A 24,687-nucleotide genomic window follows, 5' to 3' on the forward strand; every position below is an offset into this window, starting at 1 on the left:
TCATGCACGTCCCATGTTTCTCCGGGGGAACGTCCGGTGGGCGGGACGAGCGCGGACGAACCGGACATGTGGGATGTGCCACACCGGGACGACCCGGACATGTCCACGGGCGACCGGTGGTCAGGGGCGTCCACCTGGGGCGACGGCGTCGGCTGCGCCCGGGGCAGGATGCCCTCGACAGCCGGAGGTCGCGCCGGGGGCGGCCGCACCGGTTGGTCGGCCCACGAGGCGGGTGCCACAGTAGGCGCGTGCCACGCCCCGGAACCCGCCGCCCCGCCTTCGTCGCGACGACGGGGGGCCACCTCGTCCAGATGTCGCTCATGGGCCCGCTCGTCGAGCCGGACCGCCACGAGGACGCCCTGTGGATCACGCACCGCACTCCCCAGAGCGAGAGCATGCTCGCGGGCCGTCGCGTGCACTTCGTGCCCATGGTCGACGCGCGCGACTGGGGTGCGGTCCTGCGCCGGACGCCCTCGGTGCTGGCCGCGCTGCGCCGGCACGGCGTGGACCGCGTCTACAGCACGGGCGCGGCGGTCGCGCTCACGGCCCTGCCGCTCGCGCCGCTCGTGGGAGCCCGACCCGCGTTCTACGAGAGCATGGCGCGCTCGACCGGCCCCTCGGTCACCGGCTCGCTGCTCGCGCGCCTGCCGTGGATCCCGTGCTACACGCACTACCCGGCGCTCGCCGACGGCCGGCGGTGGCGCTTCGAGCGCAGCCTGCTGGACACCTTCGGCGTCGACGACGCCCCCGAGCCGGAGATCTCGCGGATCTTCGTGACGCTCGGGACCGCGCGTCCGTGGGGCTTCCGCCGGCTCGTCGACCGGGTGCTCGAGATCGCGCCGCCCGGTGCGCAGATCGTGTGGCAGACGGGCGCGACCGACGTCTCGGACCTCGACATCGACGGACGCGACGTCATCCCGGACGCGCAGTTCCAGGAGGAGATCGAGCGCGCCGACGTCGTCATCTCGCACTCCGGCTGCGGGACGTTCATCCGCTGCATGGAGGCGGGCAAGGTCCCGGTCCTGGTCCCGCGCCGCGCCGCGCACGGCGAGCACGTCGACGACCACCAGGAGCAGATCGCCGAGGTGACCGCGGCCCGCGGGCTGTCGATCATGCGCGAGGCGGACGAGCTCACGCTCGACGACCTCCGGCTCGCCGCGGCCCGCCGCGCGGCCGTGACCGTCTGAGGACGCGCCGGGGGTCACGGGCGAGGACGGCCCGTACGGGCCAGGGCGGGGACGGTGCGGTCCCCTCCTGGCCGGCCCGCTCAGTCGTCGCGCGTGTCGACGTCGATCGGCTCCTCGGTCTCACGCATGACGTTGCCGTCGCCGACGGGGACGTCGGTGCGCGTGAGCACGGGTCCGTACCGCGCGTTCGGCCCGAAGACGTTGTCCCGGACGACGAAACCCTCGGCCGTGATCGACGAGGAGATGTTGATCGTGTAGTTGCCGCCGTCGAGGTGGTTGCCCTCGATCACGACGTCCTCGCTCGTCTTCGTGCCCGTCTCCGAGCCGAGCATGATCGCGGCGTTGCCGAGGTCGCCGGTCCGTGTGTTGCGCGGGTCGAGCGTGTTGCCGCGGATCACGACGTTCTTGGCCGAGATCCCCTGGATCGCGTCCGGGTGGAGGTCGCCCTGGCGCGTCATCGTGTGGATCCAGCTGTCCTCGATGACGAGGTTCGCGCCCATCCGGATGCCGTCGTTGACGTGGTGCACGTCGACACGCCGGATCACGGCGTCCGTGAGGTCGATCCCGATCTCGGTCCTGCCGCCGCCGTCGATCTCGACGTCCTCGATGACGAGCCCGGTGTGCTTGCCGTCCATCACGACGGCGCGGCCGCCGGGTGCGTCGGTGCACGTGATGCGGGTGTTCCGGATCGTCACGTCGTCCGCGTCGACGACGACGCAGCCGTCGACGTCGAGACCCTCCACCACCGCGCCGTCCTCCTCGATCCGCAGCGAGTCGCTCGGCTCGAGGACCGTCCCCGCGGGTACCCCGGTGTTGTCGGGACCGGGCGGACCGTCCGCACGCTCCGGTGCCGTGTCGAAGCTCTCCGCGGGCGTCGGCGCCTCCGGCAGGGGCGCGGAGCACGCGGCGAGCGCGACCGCCGCGACGGCGCCGAGGGCTGCCGGCCCCAGGCGCCGTGCACGGGTCACGGTGCGGCGGGCGGGACGACGGGCGGCGAGATCCACACGCGGCTCCTAGGTCGGGGTGAGCGGCGTGCGGCGAGGCCGCGGCACGGGTGCCGCCCGGGGCTGGTGGGTGCGGGGGCGACGTCGGCGTCCTCGTGACCATAACAAATCGGGCACCGGCCGGGGGCAGGGGGATTTCACCCGGTCGGGCCACTCGGGCGGCGACGGCCCGGTCGATGGGAACAGGCACGTCGCCCCCAGCACGGAAGAAGTCACCATGCCCCGCCGGACTCCCGTCCTGCTCGTCGCCCTGACGCTCCCCGTGGCCCTCGTGGTCACGCCGCTCGCCGCGTCGGGCGTCCCGAGCGCGCCCTCGGTGCCGACGGTGCCCTCGGTCATGGCTGAGGCGACCACCGCGTCTGCCGCGCGGGGCGCGGCGGCGACGGGGGCGGCGCCCGCCGCACCGGACGGCGACGACGTCCCGGTGGGCGTGCCCGGCACGACGTCCGCGAGCGGTCCCGCGCCGGAGCCGACCCCGCAGCCCGCGGCCGGACCCGCCGCTGAGGAGACCGTCCCGCCCGCGGAGCCCGTGGGGCCCGCAGGGCGGACCGAGCCCGCCACGGACCCGGCCGGTGAGCCGGTCGCGCAGGGGCACGTGGAGCCGACCACCGACCCCGTGCCCCAGGACGTGCCCGACGCGGCCCTCGGCACGGCCGTCGTCGCGGATGAGCCCACCATCGCGATCGACCCGACGTTCGACCCCGGGTACGACCCGGCCGGCGACGCGGCCGGCGACACGGACGCCGCGACGCCCCAGTACGCGGCGACCCCGGCACCGGACCAGATCCGGTGGAACGGCGTGAGCATCTACAAGCAGAGCGTGGTCGCGACGGTGGTCGACCTCGAGGTCTGGTCGTCGACGCCCGCGGCGAAGGTCGAGCTGCTCCTGGGCGGCGTCGTCGTCGCGACGGACACCACGATCGAGCGGCGGTACGACCACTGGCTGGGGACGGCGCGCGTGGACCTCACCGGCCTGTCCGGCAGCACGTCGATCACGATGCGTGTCACGACGCCCGAGGGCGCCGTGCGGAGCGAGCGCAAGGTGTTCACCGCGGACGCCGTCGTCGCGCCGCTCACCGCCGAGATCCTCGCGCGGCGCCCCGGGCCCCACAACACGGGCGTGCCGGCCGGCACCGTCCTGCGCCCGAGCGGGACGCTGCGCGTCACGCAGCCGGGCGCCGTGATCGACGGCCTCGACATCGAGGGCTGCCTCGTGATCGACGCCGACGACGTGACCGTCCGCAACACCCGGATACGGTGCACGAGCACGACGCGCAACCGGGCCGTCGTCATGGACGGCAAGCACAAGGGCTTCCTCCTCGAGGACGTCGAGATCGACGGCGGCGGCTCCACGGAGATCGGCATCGACGTCACGGACGCGGTGATCCGCCGGGTGGACGTGCACCACGTCAACGACGGCATCCGGATGGGCGCCAACCTCGTGATCGAGGACAGCTGGATCCACCACATGACCCGGCGGGGGAGCCTCCACCCGGATGCGATCCAGGGGATCTCGGCGAAGAACATCGTCATCCGCAACAACACCCTGGACCCGCGGAACCCGGACACGGGCGACCTCGCGAACGCCGCGATCATGCTGGGCTCGGAGACGGGGACGAAGACGAGCGAGAACGTGCTCATCGAGGGCAACTTCATGAGCGGCGGGAACTACACGCTCAACGTGTCGGGGTCCATCACGGCGACGGGCTTCGTGATCCGGCAGAACCGCTTCGGCGGCGGGGCCCGGTACGGCGCGATCATCACGCGCCAGTCGGTCCCGGCAGAGCCGGACAACGTCGTGGACGCGACCGGGACGCGGGTGCGCGTCGTCTACATCAAGTGACGAGTCACTGGGCGGGTCACTGCACGAGTCTCGTCACGAGTCGCGGCACAGGATGGGCCGGTCTGTCCAGGTTGGGACGGGAACTTCACCCGTGAGTGTGACCAGCGTCACATGGCTGAGGGGCCTGACACGCTCAGCACGCGTACGCCAGGGTCGACCGGACGGGTGAAGGCCACCCCGTCCGGAGGAGTCCAGCCCATGCACCGCACCCGCTCCAGGGTCACGACCGTCCTCGCGGCCCTCGCCGTGGCGGTCCTGCCCGTCCTCGCCGCCCCGGCCGCGTCCGCGACCACGGTCCCCGACCAGATCCGGTACGGCGCCGACTCGATCCACCGCAAGTCCGTCCCCGCGACCGTCGTGCCCGTCGAGATGTGGTCGTCCACGCCGGCGGCGCGGACCGAGATCGTCGCGGCCGGCCGCGTCGTCGCGTCCGACACGACCGTCGAGGCGCGCGACGGCTACTGGGCCGGCGTCTCGACCGCGGACTTCTCCGGCCTGTCGGGCTGGACCACCGTCACGCTGCGCATCACGACCCCCGAGGGCGTCGTCCGCAGCTCGCAGAAGATCATCATCGCGGAGCCGTCCGCGACGGTGCCCGACCAGATCCGCTGGGACGGGAGGTCCGTCCACAACTCCACGGTCCCCGCGCAGCCCGTCGAGCTGGAGATGTGGTCCTCGACGGCCGCGGCACGCACCGAGGTCCTCATCGGGGGCCGCGTCGTGGCGTCCGACACGACCGTCGAGGCCCGCGAGGGCTACTGGGCGGGCGTCGCGACGGCCGACCTGACCGGGCTGTCCGGCTGGACGACGGCGACGCTGCGCATCACCACGCCGACCGGCGAGGTCCGCACCGAGAACAAGAACTTCATCGCCGAGACGGTCGCGACCGTGGTCGCGCCGCAGCCCGACCAGATCCGCTGGAACGGCGCGTCGCTGTACAAGAAGACCGTCGCGACGAGCGCGGCGACGCCGCTCGAGGTCTGGTCCTCGACGCCCGCGAGCAAGGTCGAGCTGCTTCTCGGCGGCGTCGTCGTCGCGACGGACACGACGGTCGAGGCCCGGGCCGACCACTGGCTCGCCACCGCGGACGTCGACCTGTCGGCCCTGCCCAAGGGCCCCGCGTCGCTCACGATGCGCGTCACGCCGTCGTCGGGCTTCGCGCGGTCCTCGGCCAAGGTCTTCACGGCCGACCCGGTCCTCGCACCGCTGACGCCCGAGGTCCTCGCCGCGCGCCCGGGGGCCCACAACACCGGCGTGCCCGCCGGCACGACGCTGCGCCCGAGCGGGTCGCTCACGATCACCCAGGACGGCACCGTCGTCGACGGGCTCGACATCACCGGGTGCGTCGTCGTCGACGCGGACGACGTGACGATCCGCAACACGCGGATCACGTGCACCGACGCGCCGCGCGAGCGTGCGGTCCGCATGGAGGGCAAGCACACGGGCCTGCTGCTCGAGGACGTCGAGATCGACGGTCGCGGCCTGACCGAGATCGGCGTGGACGTCAACAGCACCGTCCTGCGGCGGGTCGACGTCCACGGGTTCAACGACGGCATCCGGATGGGTCACGACCTGCTCATCGAGGACAGCTGGGTGCACGACATGACGCGCCAGGGCGACCTCCACCCGGACGCGATCCAGGGCATCTCCGCCGAGGACGTCGTCATCCGCAACAACACCCTGGACCCGACGAACACCGCGACGGGCGACCGCGGCAACGCCGCGATCCAGCTCGGCAGCGAGACGGGAACGCTGATCAGCCGCAACGTGGTGATCGAGGGCAACCTGCTCGACGGCGGCAACGTCTCGCTCAACGTGTCGGGCGCGATCAACGCGGAGAACATCGCGATCCGGTCCAACCGCTTCGGGACCGGGTCCAAGTACGGGCCCGTGCTGACGCCGCACCGCGTCACGCCCGCCGCCGACAACGTCATGGACGTCCTCGGGACGGCGATCGTCGTCCGCTGGACCGACTGACACGACCCGGGCGCGGGCTGCCGCGCACCGCGATCGCGGGCCTCGGCCCGGCGGTCGCACCCACCGACGCCGACCGGGCGCCTCGCACCGCCGCCCGGTCGGCGTCGGCGTGCGCGGAGGCGTCCGGGCACGCGCGGGATCGATCCCACGGGCCGCCCCGCACCGGGTGCGCCCGTGGTGCCCTACTTGTCCGGGTTGCGAGCCAACCCGCATACTGGCCGCGCGGGACCGGCCCAGGCATCACGGCGAACGCCGCGGTTGCCGGGTCCGACGTCCCGAGGAACCGTCCGATGGTGCTCGGTCCCGCCGCTCGGGAACCTCCGACCAGGGGACGATGTGCCTGTACCTGCAGCCCAGCACGACGTACGCGCCATCGCGTACGTCCTGTCCGAGTACCCCGTCGTCTCGCAGACGTTCGTGCGGGACGAGATCGCGGCGCTGCGCGCAGCCGGCCGCCGCGTCGAGGTGGTCTCGGTCGACCGGACGGGTGAGGACCGCATCCCCGCGTCGTGGTCGGGCCCGTACACGACGCTCGACGACGTGTCCTGGCCACGCGCGGTCCTCGACGCCCTGTGGTGGGTGGCCCGTCCGCGCGCCGTCGCGCGGCTCGTCCGGACGCTGCGCCTGACCGGCGGAGCGCGCGCACGCCGGGTCCTCAAGGGCGTGCCGAGCGCGGCCCGACGCCTCGCGGGGCTCGACGTGGACGTGTGCCACGCGCACTTCGGCTGGACCGGCATGGTCGTCGCGTCGTACGTGGGTGCGCTGCTCGGCCGGCCCGTGACCGTCACGCTGCACGCCGCCGACATCTACCTCGCCGGCCCCGAGCTCGCGCGCCGCCTCGGCGCGGTCGACCACGTCGTCACGGTCTGCGAGTACAACGTGCGGCGCCTCGCCGCGATGGGCGTCGACCCGGCACGCGTCACCGTCGTCCCGTGCGGCGTCGACGTCACGGTCCCCGTCCCGCCCGTGCCGGACCCCACGCGCGTCGTGAGCGTCGGCCGCCTCGTGCCCAAGAAGGGCATGGACGTGCTGCTCGAGGCGTTCCGCGAGGTCGTCGACGCGGTGCCCGGGGCGCGGCTCGAGATCGTCGGCGAGGGACCCGAGGAGCAGCGCCTGCGTGCGCTGACCGACGAGCTCGGGATCGGTGGGCACGTCACCTTCGCCGGTGCGCTCGGGCACGACGAGACGCTCGCGCGCGTCGACGGCGCGGCCGTCTTCGCCCTCGCGTGCCGCGTGCTCGCCAACGGCGACAGCGACGCCGTCCCCGTCGCGATCCGCGAGGCCCTCGTGCGCGAGCGCGGCGTCGTGACGACCGACGTCGCCGGCATCCCGGAGAACGTCGACGACGAGACCGGCTGGGTCGTGCCGAGCGAGGACCCGGCCGCGGTCGCGAAGGCCCTCGTCGAGGCGCTCGGCGACCCCGCGCTGCGCGCCCGGAAGGGCGCCGCCGCACGCCGCCGCCAGGTCGAGCACTACTCGCTCGAGGCCTCCGCCGAGCGGCTCGGGCGGCTCTGGTCCCGGCTGGTGGCGGCCGGGGCGAGACGGTGACCCGCGAGGGTGCGGACGTCGCACCCGCCGCGCCCACGCCCCCCACGCCGCCCGGCGGCTCCGCACCGGGCGGCCACCACGACGTCCCCGCCGAGCCGTCGCGCGCGGGCCTGCCCCGCGTCCTGCAGGACGAGGTCGGCGGCTCCATGGCGGGCCGCGTGCGTCGCGGCGTCGCGTGGACCGCGGGGTCCCGCCTGGTCGTGCAGGTCATGCAGGTGGGTGCGACCGCCGTGCTCGCGCGCCTGCTCTCGCCGGCCGACTACGGCCTCGCGGCGCTCGTCGCGGTCGTGACCGGCTTCGCGGCCATCCTCGTCGACCTCGGGATCCCCGCCGCGGTCATCCAGCGCCGCGGGATCGACGACCGGTACCTCTCGACCGCGTTCTGGCTGAACTTCGGCGTGGGCCTCGTCATGGCCGGGCTCGTGTGCGCCGCGGCCGTGCCCGTCGCGGCGTTCTTCGACGAGCCGCAGCTCGTCGGCCTCGTCATGCTCTCGAGCCTCACGCTCGTGCTCTCGCTCAACGCCGTGCACGTCGCGGTCCTGCAGCGCGCTCTGCAGTTCGGCCGGATCGGCCGGATGACCCTGCTGACGACGTCGGTCGGGATCGTCGTCTCGATCGCCGCCGCGGCCGCGGGCCTGGGACCGGTGAGCCTCGTGCTCGGCCCGATCGCGGAGCGCCTCACGTCGGTGATCCAGGTGCAGGCCGCTGTCCGGTGGCTCCCGCGCGCGCGGCCGTCGCGCGAGGCGGCGCGGGACATCTGGCGCTTCGGGCGCGGGATCACCGGGTTCAACGTCGTCAACTACTGGGTGGGCAGCGCCGACCGCGTCGTCATCGGCCGTCTCGTGACGGTGACCGCGCTCGGGTACTACAACCGCGCGTCCAACCTCATGCAGCTGCCGATCCAGCAGACGACGCGTGCGCTGGTCGGCGTCTTCTACCCGGCGCTCTCGGCCATGGCCGAGGACCTGCCGCGGCTGCGGTCGGCGTGGCTGCGCCTCGTGCGCGCGGCGTGGATCGTGGGCGTGCCGGTGGCCGTCGGCCTCGGCCTCACCGCCCCAGCCCTCGTGGGCGTGATCTACGGCGACCAGTGGGACGCCGTCGCCCCGCTGCTGGCCGTGCTGTCGATCGGCATCCCGTTCCTGCTGATCACCTCGACGACGGCGCCCGTGTTCCAGGCGCTCGGCCGGACCGGGCTGCAGTTCCGGCTCGGGCTCGTCAACGCGGTCGTCGCGCTCGTCGCGCTCGGCGTGGGCGTGCAGTGGGGCGTCATGGGGGTCGCGGTCGCGTGGGTCGTCCGGACGGTGCTCGCCGCCGCCGTGACCCTCGTGCCCCTGCTGCGCCTCGTGCAGGTCGGCGGCGGGACGCTCGTCGCCGCGCTCTGGCGCGCCGCGACCGCGGGCGCGCTCATGGGTGCCGGCGTGTGGGGCGTCGTCGTGACGACCGACGGCATGCCCGTCCCGCTCGCCCTCACGCTGCAGGTCGCCGCCGGGGTGCTGGTGTACGGCGCGTTCGCGTGGCTGCTCGAGCGGGACACGGTGCGCGAGCTGCTCGGCCGCGCGTCCCGACGCACGAAGGCGGCGCCCCCCGCGTCCGCCCCGACGGAGGAGAACCGATGACGAGGGTCCTGTACCTGGGCACGGTCGTGTCCAACGGCGGCGACGCCGCGATCCAGCGCGCGCAGATGGCCGTCCTCGACGCCGGTCTGGGGCGGACGACGACGGCGCTGCACGACAACCTGCCGCCGGTCGCGCGGCGGCTCTTCCCGGGCTGCGACGTGCTGCCCGCGACGTACCCCGTGGTGGACCGCCCGGCCGGCAGCAGCCTGGTGCGCCGCGTGGTGCGGCGTGCCAACAAGGAGCGCGTGCGCCTGGCCGCGCGCGTCTGGGGCGGCGGTCGCGGGCCCGGGCGGCTCCTCGTGACCCGCGCCGAGGCCGCCCAGCTGTCGTCGATCGCGTCCGCCGACGTCGTCGCGTACACCGGCGGGACGTCCCTCATCGAGAAGTACTCCGTCGAGGGCAAGCTCTACGAGGTCGACCTCGCGCTCGCCCTCGGGCGTCCCGTCGTGCTGCTGCCGCAGTCGCTGGGGCCGTTCCGCGTCGAGAAGAACCGGCGCGTCGTGCGCGACGTCCTGGGCCGGGTCGACGCGGTCTTCCTGCGTGACGAGCGGTCGCTGCGGTTCCTCGAGGAGATCGGCGCGCGCACCGACCACGTGCGGGTCGTGCCCGACATCGTCTTCGCGCTGCACACCGCCGCCGCGTCCGAGCGGCTCGCCGCGGCCGAGATCCCCGCGCAGGGCGCGAAGGTCGCCGTGAGCATCCGCGACTGCCGCGCGTTCTTCGAGGGCTCGCCCGAGGAGCGCGCGGACCGCGACGAGGCGTTCCGCGACGCCGTCGCCGCCCTCGTGACGGCGCTCGTGCGGGACCACGGCGCCGACGTCACGTTCGTGAGCACGTGCCAGGGCGTCCCCGAGTACTGGACCGACGACTCGGTCGTCGCCCGCGCCGTCGCCGACCGCCTGCCCGACGACGTCGCGGCGCGCACGCGTGTCGACGACGCGTTCCACGACACCGACGAGCTGCTCGCGCTGCTGGGGTCGTTCGACCTGCTCGTCGCGACGCGGCTGCACGCGGCCATCCTGGGCCTCGACGCCGGGACGCCGGTCCTGCCCATCGCGTACGAGTTCAAGACCGAGGAGGTCATGGGCCAGCTCGGCCTGGGGGACCTCGTCGTGACGATCGACGACGCGACGCCCACGACGCTCACCGCCGCGCTCGACAGGCTCCTCACGGGCCTGCCGACGCTGCGGGTCCCTGCGGCGACCGCGCTGTCCGCGGTCGGGGACGAGGCGCGCCGGACGGGCGACCTGGTGGCCGACGCCGTCCGCGCGCACGGGGCTGCCGGGACCTCGCCGCGCACGACCGCGCCCGCGCCGGCGTGAGCGGGGGGACGACGATGGGCGTCGACGTCCAGCCCGTGTTCAGCGGCGGTCTCGACACGGCCGCGTGGCGACGACGGCACGCTGCCGGTGAGGTGCCCGACGCCTACCCCTACGGCCTCGACCGGCTCGCGGCGCACGGCTACGCGGTCCGCGACTGGCGGCCGTCGCCGTCGGTCGTCGACCGGGCGCGCGGCGTCGTCCGGCGCGTCGGCGGGGGGATCGACTGGCTCGCGCCGGGCGTCCCGCGCGGTCCCGAGGTCGTCCTCAGCTGGGACGAGCGCATGGGGGTCCCGCTCGCGCTGCGGCGGGGCGGCGCTCCCGTCGTCACGAACATCATCTGGGCGACCGAGGGTCGGCTGGCCGCGCCCGTGCACCGTGCGATCGGGGCGGGGCTGCGCCGTGCCGCGCGCGTCTTCGTGCACAGCACCGCCCAGGTCCCGGTCCTGCGGGACGCCTTCGGGGTCGACGAGGCGCGCATCGCGCCCATCGCGTTCGGCGTCGACGCGGACTTCTTCCGGCCGGTCGACGACGCCGCGCGCATCGACCGTGACCTGGTCGTGAGCGTCGGCAACGACCGGCACCGCGACTTCCCGACCGTGCTGCGCGCGTTCGCCCAGGTGCGGCGCGCCCGCCCGTCGAGCCGGCTCGTCGTCGTCTCGCGGACGGTGCCCGCCGCGGACGTCGCGGCGGTCGACGGCGCGACGCTCGTGCCGTCGCTCGGCCACGCCGACCTGTGCGACCTCGTCCAGCGCGCCGCGACGACGATGGTCCTCACGCGTCCCAACACGCACGTGTCGGGGGCCACCGCGGTGCTGGAGACCCTCGCGACCGGCCGGCCGGCGGTCGCGACGGCGAACCCCGGCATGGCGGACTACGCGCGTGACGGCGGGCTCGTGCTCGTGCCCGCGGGTGACGCCGACGCCGCGGCCCGCGCGTGCCTGGCTCTTTTGGAGGACCCGGCCGGCGCCGACGACCAGGGTGCGCTCGGCCGTGCGGCGGTCGACGCGACGTTCAGCACGCGCGGCCACGCCGCCCGGCTCGCCGAGGTCCTGGACGCCGCCCTCGCCTGACGAGGGCGGCGCGTCGCGTCAGGCGACGAGCGTGCTCCGGGCGTCGTCGGCGGCGCGCTCGAGCTCGGTCGCGAGCGTCGCGACCTCGGCGACCATCGCCGCGCGCTGCGCGTCGAGGTCGGCGAGCACCTCGTCGACCAGCTCGAGGAGCGAGCCCGAGGTGAGCTCGTCGGTGCGCAACGTGTAGCGCTCGCGGCCCACGGACTGCTGGAAGTCGCGGCACTTGGGCCGGTACTCCATGGCGATGCCGGGCACCCCCACACGCGCCGCGAGGACGAGCGCGTGCAGCTTCTCGCCCACGAGCACGTCGCAGGCCGCGAGCGCACGCAGCACGGTGTCGAGCTCGCACGCGGGCGGCGCCACGACGCCCGGGACCTCCGCAGCGAGCCGCTCGAGGGGCGCCGTGTCCTCGGTGGTCGTGCTGATGAGGCGCACCTCGGTGCCGCGCTCGACGAGGCGGCGCGCGAGGTCGCGCACGTGGCCCAGGAGCCCGTCCTCGTCCTGGCCCCACAGATCGTCCGTCACGCCGACGTTGATGCCGACGACCGGGCGCTCGCCGCGCACCGCGGCCATGTCGCCCGAGAGCGGGTCCGCGAGGTCGGCCGGCAGCGCGAGGGCGAGCGCCGGGTCGCCGACGACCTGCGCGTCGACGCCGATCTCGGCGAGCGACGCGGCGCTCCGCGGGCCGCGCACGCGGACCGTGGGGAACTCGCGCAGGATCGGCGCCCACAGCGCAGGCTCGGCCCGGACGGCGGCGCGCCGCCCCTGGGCGTAGGTGGGGTCCTCGACGCCGACGCTCAGCATCGTCCGCGGTGCGGACGGGGCGGCGGCCAGCAGGGCGGTGAGCGTCTCGCGGAAGTGCCCGTTGAAGATCAGCGTCCCGCCGCCGAGGCACACCGCGCCGATCGCGCCGCGGCGGCCCACGGCGCGCAGGACCGCGTTGTCGGGGAGGTTGGGGACCTGGCGCACGTCCCACGGCGCGAGGAGCCGGCGGTGGGCCTCGAGCATCGCCTCGTCGCCGAGGTTGCCGTTCCCGGACCAGCCGACGTACGCGGCCGACCGTCCGTGGCTGCGCAGGAACGGGACGTAGCCCGTCGCCCGACGCAGCTCGCCGACCCGGCGGCGGACGCCGGACAGCATCCCGGCAGCGGGCGCGGTCGACACGTTCGTGGGTGGCTGGGCAGCGGCAACCAAGGCGGTCCCTCCGTCGACAGGTGTGGCGGACAGGCCGCGTCGTCGCGCCCTACGAACCCGTCCCGAACCAGGACGAACCGTTCAATGGAGGGACTCTAACCACGCTCGGCGGGGTGACCAAGGCCGACTCCGTACGCGGCGGACTGGAGCGCGTACAGCTCGGCGTACCGGCCGCCGTGCGCGACGAGCTCGTCGTGCGTGCCGTGCTCGAGCACGCGCCCCTCGTCGAGCACGTAGATGTGGTCCGCGAGCCGCACGCTGCTCCAGCGGTGCGTGATGAGCAGCGCGGCGCGCCCGTCCAGGACGCGCCGCACGTCCGCGAACAGCTCGTGCTCGGCGCGCGGGTCGAGGGCCGCGCTGGGCTCGTCGAGCACGACCACGTCGCGGTCCCGGTACAGGGCGCGTGCGAGCGCGACCCGCTGCCACTGCCCGCCCGAGAGGTCGGCACCCTCGGCGAGCTCACGGCCCAACGGGGTGTCGAGCCCGGCGGGCAGCCGGTCGATCGCGTCACCGAGGCCGACGCGGCGCGCGACGTCCTCGGCGCGGGCCCGGTCCGGGGGCGTCGCGGAGTCGGACAGCGTCACGTTGTCGAGCGCGGTCATCTGGTACCGCACGAAGTCCTGGAGCACGACGCTCACCGAGGCGCGCAGGTCCGCGGCGGGCAGCGGCGCGCCGTCCCAGGTGACCGAGCCCGACGTCGGCTCGAAGAGGCCCGACACCATCTTCGCGAGCGTCGTCTTGCCCGAGCCGTTCTCGCCCACGAGCGCCACGACGGACCCGGCGGGGACCTCGATGCTCACGCCGTCGACCGCGGGCCGGCCCGCTCCCTCGTACGTGAAGCGGACGTCGGTCGCGCGCAGCCCGGTGCGCAGGCGCCGCGGCGTGCCGGGCGGCGCCGCGGGCGGGCACTGCGCGACGAAGTCCTCGAGGTCCCGCAGGAAGGGCGCGCTCTCGACGAGCCCCGACGCCGAGCGCACCACGCCGCCGAGCTGACCCGCGAGCAGGCGTGCGGCGACCGCGGCCGCGCCCGCGTCGGCCAGGCCGATCCGGTCGGCGTCCACGAGCAGCACGATGACGGCGAGCGCCAGCGCGAGCCCGACGGCGGACGCCCCGGCCCCGAGGAGGTTGAGGCCCTGGCGCACCCGCACCTGTCGTCGCAGGCGCTCCTCGTGCGCGGCGTCCTCGGCCGCGAGCCGCCGCAGGACCTCGGGTGCGGCGTCCGCCGCCCGCGTCTCGGTGACGAACGCGCGGTGGCTCACGAGCATCCGCAGGTAGGTGCGACGGCGCAGGCCGGGCGTCGCACGCGTCGCGAACTCGAACTCGGCGCGGCTCGCTCGCCTGGCCAGCAGCACGGCGGGCAGCCCCGCGAGGAGCAGGAGGGGCACGAGCACCGGCTCGATCGCCACGAGGGCGACCGCCATCGCGGTCACGCCGAGGACGCCGCCGAGCGAGCCGAGCACGCCCGTGACGACCGCCGTCGGCCGGGTGAGCGCGTTCGACGTGACGCGCTCGAGGCGCATGACGAACGCGGTCGACTCGTACCGCACGAGGTCGACCGCCGCGCACGCCTCGAGCAGGCGCCGCCACACGCGCTGCGCGACGCGTTCGCCCAGCAGGCGCTGCTGCTGACCCTGGAGGGCACCCGCCGCGCCCGAGACGGCGGTCGCGAGCGCCAGCAGCGCGAGCCCGGGCACGAGCGCCGCGGCCGAGGTGCCGGGCGTGAGCACCGCGCCGAGCGCGAGCCTGCTCGCGAGGACGACGCCGACTCCCGCCGCGGCGCCCAGCAGCTGGAGCGCGGCGGCGAGCGCGACGCCACGGCGGTCGGCCTCGACGGTCGTCCGCAGCGCGCCGAGGAGGAGGCCGGCGCGGCCGGGGCGGCCCGGCGTGGGGGCGGCTCGGCGGACGGGTCGGCGCGCGGGAGTGCGGGGCTGGTCCTGCGCGGGGGCGGGGGAGGTGTCGCTCACAGGTGGTCGGTGCGGGTCACGGTCGCGCCGGGGCGGCCCCGGACGCAGCGCGACCGGCCGGCCGGGTGGGTGTCCCGGCGGCCGGTCGCGATGTCCGTCAGCTGTCCGTCAGCTGGCCGTCAGGACGAGACGGGGCCGAGGGCGATGTCGCCGTCGGGCGACGTGAAGACGATGCCGTCCGTGCCCGTCGCGTCCTTGTAGGTGACCAGGGTCATGCCGTGGAGCGAGCCGATCGGCTCGATCGACGGCGAGGTGTACCGGGCATCCATGTGGTCGTCCCCTCTGCTGGGCGGCGTGGGCTCCTCCCGCCACCGTTGTGTGGGATCGTAGGGGCCGCCCGAACCGGTGGCAACGAGGGCGAACCGGGCGTACCCCGCCCGCGGCAGGAGGGCGAGCCGTGGCAGGTGAGCGCGCGCAGTACGGACTGCGGCTCCGGGGCCTCGACGGCGTCGACGCGCTGCTGCGCCCCGCGGACCCCGCCTGGCCCGTGCTCACGGTGCGGCCCACGGTGGGCGCGAGGTCCCTGACGGCCGACGAGGTGACCGAGGAGCGTGCGGCGTACCGCCTCGAACGCGCCGACGGCGACGTGCACGTCGACCGGGTGTCGCTCACCGCGACCTTCGTGATGACGCGCGAGCACCCGCCCGAGGCGTACCTGCACCCCTTCCTCAGCCTCACGACCGCCGTCGTGAGCCGCTGGCTCGACCGGGACGCGCTGCACGCGGGTGCCTTCCTCGCGCCGAGCGGCGTCTGGGGCGTGCTCGGCGCACGCGAGGCGGGCAAGAGCACGGCGCTCGCGACGCTGCACGCGCGCGGTCACGCGGTGCTGGCGGACGACGTCGTCGTCGTCGACGGCGGCCAGGTCCTGCCCGGTCCCGCGTGCCTGGACCTGCGCGAGGAGGCGGCGCGCCGCCTGGCGACGGGGGATGGCATCGGCGTCGTCGGCGCTCGCGAGCGGTGGCGCGTGCGGCTCGACCCGGAGGTCCGCCCCGGGCCGCTCGTGGGCTGGGTGCTGCCGCAGTGGGGTGACGAGCACCGCGTCGAGGTGCTCAGGCCCGCGGAGCGGCTCGGCGTGCTCATGGCGAACCTCGCGCTGAGCCGCGTCCCGCGCCGACCCGAGCGGGTCATGGACCTGGCGCGCGTCCCCGTCGTGCGCTGGGTCCGTCCGCGGTCGTGGTCCGAGGCCGACCGCGCGCTCGACTCACTGCTCGCCGTCGTCGGCTGACGCGCCCCCGGCCCGGGCGGACGCCGCCCACGCGTGCTGGAGCAGCGCGAACGAGCGACCGTCCGGGCGATCCGCGGACCAGGCGGTGTGGAGCGTGTCCGGGTCGACGAGCGTGCTGTCGACGCCCGTGCCGTCCCACCCGTGCGCGAAGTCACGCGCGCCCGGGCCCCAGAAGGCGCGGCCGAACTCGGCCTTCGAGCGGCGCACGAGCACCTCGGCGGGCAGCAGGTCCCCGACCAGCGCGCCGAGCGCCTGCGCGCGCGAACGCGGCAGCCGTACCCGGTGCGCACCGGCCAGCGCCGACAGCACCCCCGGCTCGGTGAACGGGTGCACGACGACGGCGTCGTGGTCCGCGCCGACGCGCGCGAGGCTCGCGGTCGCGACCGTCCGGTACCGGGCCCGCCACCACCCGTCGACCAGCGCGTCGTCGGGTCGCACCGGCAGCTCCGCCTCGGCCCCGACCTTGGCGCGTCGCAGGGCGTCGGCCGCGTGCGGGCGCAGCCAGGGGCGCGCGGGCGTCGGGTCCGGGCGGCGCGCGAGCACCGCCCGCCGCACCGCGCGCGGGCTCGCCGCGAGCGCCCGGCGCGCCGCGTCGGAGGCCCGCGGGCGGACCTGACCCTGCTGCACGTGCGCGAGCCGGTCCCACGGCGAGCCGGGGGACATGACCTCGTCCCCCGCGAAGCCCGTCAGCAGCGAACCGCCCGCGGCGAGCGCCGCGATGCGCTGGTGGAAGTGCGTGTTCGGGGGCCACAGGACGCCGTGCCGGCGGATCTGGTCACGCGCGTCGTCGCCCAGCAGGTCGAGCTCGTCGGTGGTGTCGAGCAGCGTCCACTCGCGCACGCCGACGTGGTCGACGACCTGGCGCTGCCACTCGCTCTCGTCGGACTCGGGCAGGCGCGGGAACCGCAGGGTCACGGCCACGGGCGGGGCGAGCCCCTCGCGCGCGGCCACGTGGGCCGCCAGCGCCAGCACGGTCGACGAGTCGCGGCCGCCCGAGAAGCTGACGACGCAGGGCGGGCGCAGCAGCGCACCGAGGACCGCGGCCTCGACGGCCGCGCGCGGGCCGTCGTCGGTCACCGCGAGGGGGACGAGATCCGGGTCGTGCCCCAGGGGGAGGCCCGCGGCGAGCTCGAGGGGCGTGAGCTGCCACGCGCCGGCGGGGGCACCGGTCGCCGTCACGGCGCCCACCGGTGGATCTCGCGGAACGTGCGGGCGGTGGCGTCGTCGGACTCGACGTCGAGCCACGCGTGCGCGGTCACGTCGCCCGACGCGTCGCGCCGGACCCCGATGACGACCTCGCACGGCACGCCGTGCGCCGCGAGCCAGGTCCGCAGGACGAGGCTCCGCTCGAGGCACGTCGGCGACGTGCGGCGCAGCACGGCCTCGACCCCGCGGCGCGCGCCGTCGGGCAGCCGGGGCGGGCGGGGGACGTGGGCCCGGACGCCGTCCGCGGCGAGCGCACGGCGGGTCCGGCGCAGGGCGAGCGCCGCCCACCCCGCAGCGAGCCACGTGCGCGGCGACCAGCGACCCGTCCGGGGTGCCGCGAGGTAGGCCGCGAGCTGCTCGGGGCGGTGCAGGCGGGAGGGCCCGGTGCGCGTGGTCATCCCTCCAGGAGGTCGCGCTCGCGGGCGCTCGCGAGGAAGGCGTCGACGTCGGCCTCGCCGCGACCGCGGTCGAGGTCGAACCGGTCGACCAGCGCGTCGACGAGGGCGTCGCGCGTCGTCCCCGCCGCGAGGAGGGACCACAGCACCGCACCCGAGGCGTTGACCGACAGGTACTCCGAGCGCTCGAGGTCGAGCACGACCACCTCGTCGTCGATCTCGCGCCACGAGACCGCTCCCTCACGCAGGCGCAGGTCCGGACCGGTGCCCGTGGTCGTGCCGTCGTGCTCCATCCCGCCCCCGTCCGTCGGTCGCGCCGGCGCGCGTCAGCGGAAGCATGGCACGCGCCGCCGAGGCCGTCGTCGTGGGCCGTCAGCGGCCGGGTCGACGGTTCTCGACGCCCGACGCGGGGTCGGCGGGGTCACCGTGCGCGGCCACCGCGGCGAGGTACGCGTGCAGGTCCTCGACGGTGCCGTCGGCGTGGAAGGCCGAGCCGGGGTCCGCGGGGTCCGCCGTGAACGGCGCGCGCCGCCCGTGCCGCAGGCGTCCCGTGGACCGGTGGACAGCGAGCGACGCGAGCCGGTCGTGCTCGAGCGACCCGGCGGCGAGGTGCGCGCCGAGGGTGCGCCGCGCGGGCGTGGACGCCCGGCCGCGGTCGAGCCGCCGGGCGAGGACGTCCGCCGCGGCCCAGTCCCCGCGGCCCCGCAGCGCGGCGACGACGTGCCCCGGGACGGGCGCACCGAGGACTGCGCCGCTGCGGCCGAGCACGAGCCCGACGGCGCGCGCGACCCGCCACGCCCGCGCGGTCGCGACGACGGCGTCCCAGTCGACGTCCGGCTCGGCGCACGCGAGGGCGACGTCGAGCAGCCAGACCAGCCGGTCGCCGCCCGACCCGGCGGCGTGCAGGCACAGGTGGACGAGGCGCTCGGCGGGTCCGAGCGCGGGCACGGGCCCAGCCGCCGTGGTCACGTCGACCCGCGTCGCGAGCAGCCGCGCGGTCGGGACGGCGGCCCGTCGCCGTCGCTCGCTGCGGTTCACGAGCGTCCAGTGCAGGTCGAGCATCGTGCCGAGCGGGGCGCGCAGGTCCACCTCGCCCGGGACGCGCGAGCGCAGGAGCGCGAAGTTGCGGTCCAGGAGCACCGAGCCCGCGGTGCTCAGCGCGCGCAGCGCGTCGGCGAACCGTTCCGGGGGGACCAGGAGGTCGAGGTCGGTGAACGGGCGCACCTCGCCCCGCGCCTCGTGCAGCGCGGCGACGACGGGGCCCTTGACGCACACCCACGGCACGCCCGCGGCGTCGAGCGCCGCGCCGCAGCGCAGCAGGTCCGCGGCGAGCGCGACCTGGTAGGTCACCGCCGACCGCCGCTCGTCCACGGCCCGTGCCGCGACGTCCGCCGGCAGGCCCGGGACGGACGCCGCGCGGCGCGCGAGGAACGTCCAGCCGCGGTGCACGTCGAGCAGGCGGACGAGAGGGTCCGTCGGGGCCTCCGCCGGCCACGGCGCGACGTCGGACGCGGTCCCGGCGACGTCGCGGAACAGCCACCGGACGAGAGCCGTCGCGGCGGGGTCGCGGTCCGTGCGCGCCGTCATGCCCGCGCCTCACCCCCTGCCTCGTCCCGCCCGGCCCCGGGTCGGCGTCAGGCTAGCGCCGGTCCGGCTCGAGGTCCTCCGCGTCGACGATCCGGTACGCGTAGCCCTGCTCGGCGAGGAAGCGCTGACGGTGCGCCGCGAACTCCTGGTCGACCGTGTCGCGCGCGACCACGGCGTAGAAGTGCGCGGTGCGCCCGTCCGCCTTGGGACGCATGATCCGGCCGAGGCGCTGCGCCTCCTCCTGCCGGGACCCGAACGAGCCGCTCACCTGGATCGCGACCGCGGCCTCGGGCAGGTCGACCGAGAAGTTCGCGACCTTGCTCACCACGAGCCGGCGCACCTCACCGGTGCGGAACGCGGCGAAGAGGCGCTCGCGCTCGCGGACCGTCGTCTCACCCGTGATGAGCGGCGCGTCGAGGTGGTCCGAGAGCAGCTCGAGCTGGTCGAGGTACTGCCCGATGACGAGCACCTGCTCGTCCGGGTGGCGTGCGACGAGCTGCTCGACGACGCGGTTCTTGCCCGCGGCGCTCGCGGCCAGGCGGTACTTGTCCTCGGGTTCGGCCGTCGCGTACGCCAGCCGGTCGCCGTCGGGCAGCGTGAGCCGGACCTCGACGCACTCGGCGGGCGCGATGTAGCCCTGGGCCTCGATGTCCTTCCACGGCGCGTCGAACCGCTTGGGACCGATGAGCGAGAAGACCTCGTCCTCGCGGCCGTCCTCGCGCACGAGCGTCGCCGTGAGCCCGAGGCGCCGGCGCGCCTGCAGGTCGGCCGTCATCCGGAACACCGGGGCGGGGAGCAGGTGGACCTCGTCGTAGAGGATGAGCCCCCAGTCACGCGCGTCGAGCAGCTCGAGGTGCGGGAACACGCCCTTCCGCTTGGTCGTGAGCACCTGGTAGGTCGCGATCGTCACGGGGCGCACCTCCTTGCGGGCGCCCGAGTACTCGCCGATCTCGTCCTCGGTCAGGCTCGTGCGCCGCAGGAGCTCGTCGCGCCACTGCCGTGCCGAGACGGTGTTCGTGACGAGGATCAGCGTGGTCGTGCGGGACCGCGCCATCGCGCCGGCACCGACGAGCGTCTTGCCCGCACCGCACGGCAGGACGACGACGCCCGAGCCGCCGTGGAAGAAGTTGTCGACCGCCTGCTCCTGGTAGGGGCGCAGCGCCCAGCCGTCCTGCACGAGGTCGATCGGGTGCGCCTCGCCGTCGACGTAGCCGGCGAGGTCCTCGACGGGCCAACCGAGCTTGAGCAGCACCTGCTTGAGGCGGCCGCGCTCGCTCGCGTGCACGACGACGTCGTCGTCGTCGAGCCGGGCGCCCACGATCCCCGCGGTCTTGCGCGACCGCAGGACCTCCTCGAGGACCGGGCGGTCGAGTGCGTGCAGCACGAGGCCGTGCGTCGGGTGGCTGAGGAGCTGCAGGCGGCCGTAGCGCGACATCGTCTCGGCGACGTCCACGAGCAGCGCGTGCGGCACCGGGTAGCGCGAGTGCTCCAGGAGCACCGACACGACCTGCTCGGCGTCGTGGCCGGCGGCGCGCGCGTTCCACAGCCCCAGCGGTGTCAGGCGGTAGGTGTGCACGTGCTCGGGGGCGCGCTCGAGCTCGGCGAAGGGCGCGATCGACCGGCGGCACGCCTCGGCGGCGGGGTGGTCGACCTCGAGCAGCAGGGTCTTGTCGCTCTGCACGATCAGCGGACCGTCGGTCACGCGTGCTCCTGTCGTCGGGGACGAGCGTGTAACGCCGTCCGGGGACCCGCTGTTCCCGCCGTCCTCAGCCCCGGCTCGTGGGCGCGGCGGCGCACGGTGTCGGAACGGGCCAGAACGGTGTCAGACCGGGGTGACGGTCGCGATCCGGTGCACCGCGACGGTCATCTCGGTCTCGCGCTCGGCGTCGAGCAGCCGCACGCGACCCGCGTCGACCCGCACGGGGCGGACCCGGCGCCGCACGGGTGTGCCGTGCGGGTCCACCATCTCGAGCCACACCTCGCGGCCCTCGCTCGCGGCCTCGCGCAGCAGGTCGAGCCCGAGGACCGGGTCGGGGGAGGGGACGCCGTCGTCGGCGGACGGGTCCTCGGCGCGCGCCCGCTCGCGGCGGTCGCCCGCGAGGACGTCGCGCGCGACGCGGTGCAGGCGCCGCTCGCGCGCCTCGCGTGCCTCGACCGCGACCGTCTCGCGCCGCCGTCGGCCCGGGACGGGCCGGACGCGGTGCCCGGGGGTCGGCCCGAGCACGACCTGGCCGGACGGACCCTCCGTGACGGGTGCGAGCCCGCGGGCGCGCAGCGCCGCGAGCAGCGCCGCGGGCGTCGCCTGCGCCGCGAGCACCGTCGGGGCGAGTCGCAGGAGGCCCAGCGACCTCAGCGCCGGGTCCTCCGTGAGGCCCGCGAGCAGCGCCGGGTCGTCGGCGCGCAGGTACGACGACGCCATCCCGACACGCACGAGCCCGTGCCGGCGGGCGGTGTCGAGCACGAGGTACTCGAGCGGCTGCGGGACCCCCGAGCGCGCGTGGCGCGACAGGGCCGCGAGCACCTCCTCGGCGGTGCGCCCGACGTCGAGCGCGCGGCGCACCGACGACTCGGTGAACCGCACCGTCAGCGCCGCACCGCGCGACTCGACCTGGGCGGTCTCCGCGAGCAGGGTCGCGAGCGTCTCCGACGGGCGTCCCGGCACGATCCCGGTGAGGTCGCCCTGGAGCAGGACCTCGTCGACGGCGGCGGGCAGCTGTGCGGCGAGCGCCTCCGCGGGGTCCGCGGGTCGTGCTGCGGCGTCCGAGGTGGCGCCGGCGCCGTCCGGGGCCGGGCCCGGGGCGCCGTCGGTGAGCGACGTGCCGTCGTCGGTCGCCGCGAGCAGCGCCGCACCGGCCGGCGACAGCGCGCCCGCCCCGAGGACGCCGAGCTCCTGGGCCTCCGCGAGCACGGCCTCGACGGCGTGCTGGGGCGGCGCGGCCCGGGGTGCGCGCCAGCGCAGGACGGCGTGCACCGCGTCCGCCGACGGCGAGAGCCCGGGTGCGTCGGCGAGCACGCCGAGGACCGCGGCGCGCAGCCGCGGCGCCCACGGCCGTCGGGACTCGGGGTCGAGCGCGGGCCGCAGGGCACCCCGCTCGTCGCGCGTCCCGACGAGCCACGCCGCGCGCTCCGAGCGCATCCACGCGTCGGCCAGCACGGCCCAGCGCTCGGTCACGGGCAGCGCGAGCCAGTCGTCGGCGGCGGGGCTGGGCGCGAGCGAGCCCGCCTCCTCGCCGTCCTCCACGACGAGGCCCGTGGCACCCGCGAGCTCGACGACGAGCGCCGCGACGGCGTCGGTCGTCTCGAGCCGCGTCGCGGCCCGGCGCAGCTCGCGCTGGCCGAGCCCGCCCGAGCGGAGCGCGGGTGCGGGCTCGGCGCCCCACAGCTCGACGAGCCCGGCCACGAGACGGACGGTGTGCTCGGCGTGCTGCGCGGACTCGGCGGCGACCGTGCCCGCGTCGACGAGGCGTCCGTCGAGCCGCGGCGCGTCCTCGTCCCGGTGCGTGCGACCCGAGCGGAGCGCGAGGCCGATCTCGCGCGGCAGGACGACGTGCTGCGCGTCCGAGACCGCGAGGAGCCCGTGGCGCAGCGCCCAGTCGACGGCGGCGCGCGCCGGCGAGGTACGGCCCGCGCCCTCGGGCGAGCGGCCGACCGGCGGACCCCAGGCGAGCGCGTCGAGGACCTGCCGCGTCCCGGCGGGTGCCTGGGCCAGGAGGCCGTCGAGGACGTCCTGCCGCGCGAGGTGGGCCGCGAGTCGGGCGACGAGCGCCGTGGTTGCCGCGGCGGCGTCGTCAGCACCGGTGGGCTCGGCCGCGCTCGCGCGCGGTGCGGCGGGTGCCGCGGGCAGCGCGACCTCCTCGGCGAGGCGCTCGAGGCTCTCGCCGCCGCGGCGCGCGAGCGTCGTGCGCAGCGACGGGCCGAGCCCCGCGGGGTGCGGGCCGAGGGCGTCGGCGAGGCCGGGTGCGGGCAGCAGCGGCGTCGTGGCGTCGACGTCGGCGGCGGCCTCGGGCGGGTCGGTCCACAGCAGCGCCGCCGTGAGCGCCGAGCGCACCGCGTCGAGGAGCTCGGTGCCGAGCCGGTCGGGGGCACCGACGGGTGTCCCGCCGACCGCGGTGCGGACCTCGCCGACCGGGACCGGGCGCACCGGGGCCGGGTCGGGTGCCGGGGCCGCCCTCGTGCGTCCGCGCGCCGGGATCGCCGGCGGGACCGCGCCCGACAGCGCGACGACGCTCTCGAGCACCTGGACCGTGCGCGTGTCGACGCCCGAGAGGGCGCGCTCGAGGCTCGTCCGGTTGGCTGCGCGCGCGGCGAGCGACCGGACCGTCGACGGCGGCGGTGCGGCCAGGTCGGGCCGGACGGCGAGCAGGGCGACGAGGCCGTCCTCACCGCGGACCCGCAGCGCGTGCGTGAACGAGGGCATCCGCACCACCTTACGGCCGGGCGGGGAGGTCCTCCGCCGGGGGGCGCTCGGGGTGCTCGTCGGGACCGGTGCGCTCGTCAGGGCCGCCACGGAGGCCGCCGAGCCCGTCGAGCACGAACGCGGCGGCGCGGCGCGCCTCGTCGTCGGGGTCCGCACCGGCCTCGACGCGTGCGACGGTGTGGTGGACGACGGCGAGCACGAGGCCGAGCGCGGCCTCGGGGTCACCGACGCCCAGGCGGCGCGCGGCGTCCGCGAGCGGGAGCGCCGTGCGCCGGTGGCCGTCGAGCAGCTCGCCCCGGACCTCGTCGGGCAGGCTCACGCCGCCCAGGGCTGCGGCGAGGCGGTGGTCGCCCGCGGCCGCGCTCGCCGCGGCGGCCTCGAACCACGCCACGACGAGCGCCCGGGGATCGGTCGCGTCGGCGGTGTGCCGCTCGAGCGCGGCCGCCCACCGCTCGAAGCCCGCGCGCACGAGCGCGACGAGCAGGTCGTCGACCGAGCGGACGTACGCGTAGACCGAGGGGCGCGCGAGACCGGTCCGGGCGGCGACGGCGGCGATCGTCAGGGCGTCCCGACCCTGCTCGACCACGATCTCCTCGGCGGCCCGCAGCACCGCGGCGCGCTGCTGCGCGCGGTGCTCGGCGACGGTGGGTGCGGTGATGCGGGGCATGGTGCGCTCATGATGGCACCCGATGCCGACAGCGCGTTGCTACGATGCCGACGCAGCGTCGAGAACGACGCGCCCGACCGACCCCGGAGGATCCCGTGGAGCTCGCCCGCAACCTGTTCCTCGTCCTGCACCTGCTCGGGATGGCCTCGATCATCGGCGGGTTCCTGGTGCAGACGCGGTCCGAGCGCAAGGTCGTGCAGCCCGCGATGCTCCACGGCGCGCTCACCGCGCTCGTCACGGGCCTGCTCCTCACCGGGCTGCTCGAGATGGGTGACGGCGACGTCAACCACACCAAGATCGGCGTCAAGCTCGTCGTCGTCCTGGTCGTCACGGCCCTCGCGTGGCGCCGCCGTCGCGCGGAGTCGATCAGCACGGGCGAGTGGGCCGCGATCGGCGGCCTGACGATCCTCAACGTGGTGCTCGCCGTCTTCTGGTGACGCGCGGGCGGCAGGGCGTTGACCCTCG

Annotated in this window: 20 protein-coding genes; 9 read left to right on the plus strand and 11 right to left on the minus strand. The window is 76.0% G+C overall.

The features are described 5' to 3' along the window. Nucleotides 1-248: 248 nt before the first annotated feature. Complete coding sequence (locus IEV86_RS09185) at nucleotides 249-1,187, plus strand: glycosyltransferase (RefSeq protein WP_043607345.1); 939 nt, start codon at nucleotides 249-251, stop codon at nucleotides 1,185-1,187. 80 nt (nucleotides 1,188-1,267) lie between these two features. Here IEV86_RS09185 and IEV86_RS09190 read toward each other — a convergent pair whose 3' ends face one another. Beyond that, nucleotides 1,268-2,191, minus strand: coding sequence for a right-handed parallel beta-helix repeat-containing protein (locus tag IEV86_RS09190; protein ID WP_052426274.1), 924 nt, complete (start codon nucleotides 2,189-2,191; stop codon nucleotides 1,268-1,270). A gap of 217 nt (nucleotides 2,192-2,408) precedes the next feature. Between IEV86_RS09190 and IEV86_RS09195 the strand changes: the two genes are divergently transcribed. From IEV86_RS09195 to IEV86_RS09220, 6 genes are all read left to right on the plus strand, one after another. After that, nucleotides 2,409-4,034 carry a hypothetical protein gene (locus IEV86_RS09195; RefSeq protein ID WP_052426275.1) on the plus strand — a complete coding sequence of 542 codons (1,626 nt, stop codon included), beginning with the start codon at nucleotides 2,409-2,411 and terminating at the stop codon, nucleotides 4,032-4,034. 198 nt (nucleotides 4,035-4,232) lie between these two features. Then, a complete protein-coding gene (locus IEV86_RS09200) occupies nucleotides 4,233-6,011 on the plus strand; it encodes a hypothetical protein (protein ID WP_043607347.1) in 1,779 nt (592 codons plus the stop codon). Between the two features lie 336 nt (nucleotides 6,012-6,347). After that, nucleotides 6,348-7,559 (plus strand): glycosyltransferase family 4 protein, encoded by a 1,212-nt coding sequence (locus IEV86_RS09205; protein WP_043607350.1) that lies wholly within the window; start codon nucleotides 6,348-6,350, stop codon nucleotides 7,557-7,559. Next, nucleotides 7,556-9,175, plus strand: a complete 1,620-nt coding sequence (locus tag IEV86_RS09210; RefSeq protein ID WP_043607351.1) for a lipopolysaccharide biosynthesis protein — start codon at nucleotides 7,556-7,558, stop codon at nucleotides 9,173-9,175. The genes IEV86_RS09205 and IEV86_RS09210 overlap by 4 nt, the downstream gene beginning before the upstream one ends. Beyond that, the gene (locus IEV86_RS09215; RefSeq protein ID WP_052426276.1) at nucleotides 9,172-10,497 is read left to right on the plus strand and encodes a polysaccharide pyruvyl transferase family protein; all 1,326 of its coding nucleotides are present in this window, start codon (nucleotides 9,172-9,174) and stop codon (nucleotides 10,495-10,497) included. Before IEV86_RS09210 ends, IEV86_RS09215 begins: the two co-directional genes overlap by 4 nt. 14 nt (nucleotides 10,498-10,511) lie before the next feature. Beyond that, entirely contained in the window at nucleotides 10,512-11,567 is a 1,056-nt protein-coding gene (locus IEV86_RS09220; protein WP_043607380.1) for a glycosyltransferase, read from the plus strand. Between the two features lie 18 nt (nucleotides 11,568-11,585). Here IEV86_RS09220 and IEV86_RS09225 read toward each other — a convergent pair whose 3' ends face one another. The 3 genes from IEV86_RS09225 to IEV86_RS09235 form a co-directional block, all read right to left on the minus strand. After that, nucleotides 11,586-12,761, minus strand: a complete 1,176-nt coding sequence (locus IEV86_RS09225; protein ID WP_152605678.1) for a polysaccharide pyruvyl transferase family protein — start codon at nucleotides 12,759-12,761, stop codon at nucleotides 11,586-11,588. Nucleotides 12,762-12,856: 95 nt separating this feature from the next. Further along, complete coding sequence (locus IEV86_RS09230; protein WP_229734577.1) at nucleotides 12,857-14,725, minus strand: ABC transporter ATP-binding protein; 1,869 nt, start codon at nucleotides 14,723-14,725, stop codon at nucleotides 12,857-12,859. A gap of 119 nt (nucleotides 14,726-14,844) precedes the next feature. After that, nucleotides 14,845-14,994 (minus strand): hypothetical protein, encoded by a 150-nt coding sequence (locus tag IEV86_RS09235; RefSeq protein ID WP_161784090.1) that lies wholly within the window; start codon nucleotides 14,992-14,994, stop codon nucleotides 14,845-14,847. A 128-nt stretch (nucleotides 14,995-15,122) separates the two neighbouring features. On the opposite strand from IEV86_RS09235, the gene IEV86_RS09240 reads away from it, so the two are divergent. Continuing rightward, nucleotides 15,123-15,950, plus strand: coding sequence for a hypothetical protein (locus IEV86_RS09240; RefSeq protein ID WP_043610510.1), 828 nt, complete (start codon nucleotides 15,123-15,125; stop codon nucleotides 15,948-15,950). Here IEV86_RS09240 and IEV86_RS09245 read toward each other — a convergent pair. The 7 genes from IEV86_RS09245 to IEV86_RS09275 form a co-directional block, all read right to left on the minus strand. Then, nucleotides 15,927-17,138, minus strand: a complete 1,212-nt coding sequence (locus IEV86_RS09245; RefSeq protein ID WP_188484636.1) for an asparagine synthase-related protein — start codon at nucleotides 17,136-17,138, stop codon at nucleotides 15,927-15,929. The two genes, IEV86_RS09240 and IEV86_RS09245, sit on opposite strands and share 24 nt — an antisense overlap. Beyond that, entirely contained in the window at nucleotides 17,126-17,554 is a 429-nt protein-coding gene (locus IEV86_RS09250) for a lasso peptide biosynthesis B2 protein (RefSeq protein ID WP_043610525.1), read from the minus strand. Before IEV86_RS09250 ends, IEV86_RS09245 begins: the two co-directional genes overlap by 13 nt. Continuing rightward, a complete protein-coding gene (locus tag IEV86_RS09255; RefSeq protein WP_052426599.1) occupies nucleotides 17,551-17,844 on the minus strand; it encodes a PqqD family protein in 294 nt (97 codons plus the stop codon). Before IEV86_RS09255 ends, IEV86_RS09250 begins: the two co-directional genes overlap by 4 nt. Nucleotides 17,845-17,923: 79 nt before the next feature. Next, nucleotides 17,924-19,138 carry a nucleotidyltransferase family protein gene (locus IEV86_RS09260; protein ID WP_188484637.1) on the minus strand — a complete coding sequence of 405 codons (1,215 nt, stop codon included), beginning with the start codon at nucleotides 19,136-19,138 and terminating at the stop codon, nucleotides 17,924-17,926. A 52-nt stretch (nucleotides 19,139-19,190) separates the two neighbouring features. Continuing rightward, a complete protein-coding gene (locus tag IEV86_RS09265; RefSeq protein WP_043610400.1) occupies nucleotides 19,191-20,840 on the minus strand; it encodes a DNA repair helicase XPB in 1,650 nt (549 codons plus the stop codon). 120 nt (nucleotides 20,841-20,960) lie between these two features. Then, nucleotides 20,961-23,555 carry a helicase-associated domain-containing protein gene (locus IEV86_RS09270; RefSeq protein ID WP_188484638.1) on the minus strand — a complete coding sequence of 865 codons (2,595 nt, stop codon included), beginning with the start codon at nucleotides 23,553-23,555 and terminating at the stop codon, nucleotides 20,961-20,963. A gap of 10 nt (nucleotides 23,556-23,565) precedes the next feature. Next, on the minus strand, nucleotides 23,566-24,222 hold the full coding sequence (locus IEV86_RS09275; protein WP_052426567.1) for a TetR/AcrR family transcriptional regulator: 657 nt from the start codon (nucleotides 24,220-24,222) through the stop codon (nucleotides 23,566-23,568). Nucleotides 24,223-24,317: 95 nt separating this feature from the next. Here IEV86_RS09275 and IEV86_RS09280 point away from each other — a divergent pair, with 95 nt between their 5' ends. Further along, nucleotides 24,318-24,659 carry a hypothetical protein gene (locus IEV86_RS09280; RefSeq protein WP_043610226.1) on the plus strand — a complete coding sequence of 114 codons (342 nt, stop codon included), beginning with the start codon at nucleotides 24,318-24,320 and terminating at the stop codon, nucleotides 24,657-24,659. Nucleotides 24,660-24,687 lie beyond the last annotated feature (28 nt).

This window comes from Cellulomonas carbonis, assembly GCF_014636275.1.
In the GTDB taxonomy this organism is placed as follows: domain Bacteria; phylum Actinomycetota; class Actinomycetes; order Actinomycetales; family Cellulomonadaceae; genus Actinotalea; species Actinotalea carbonis.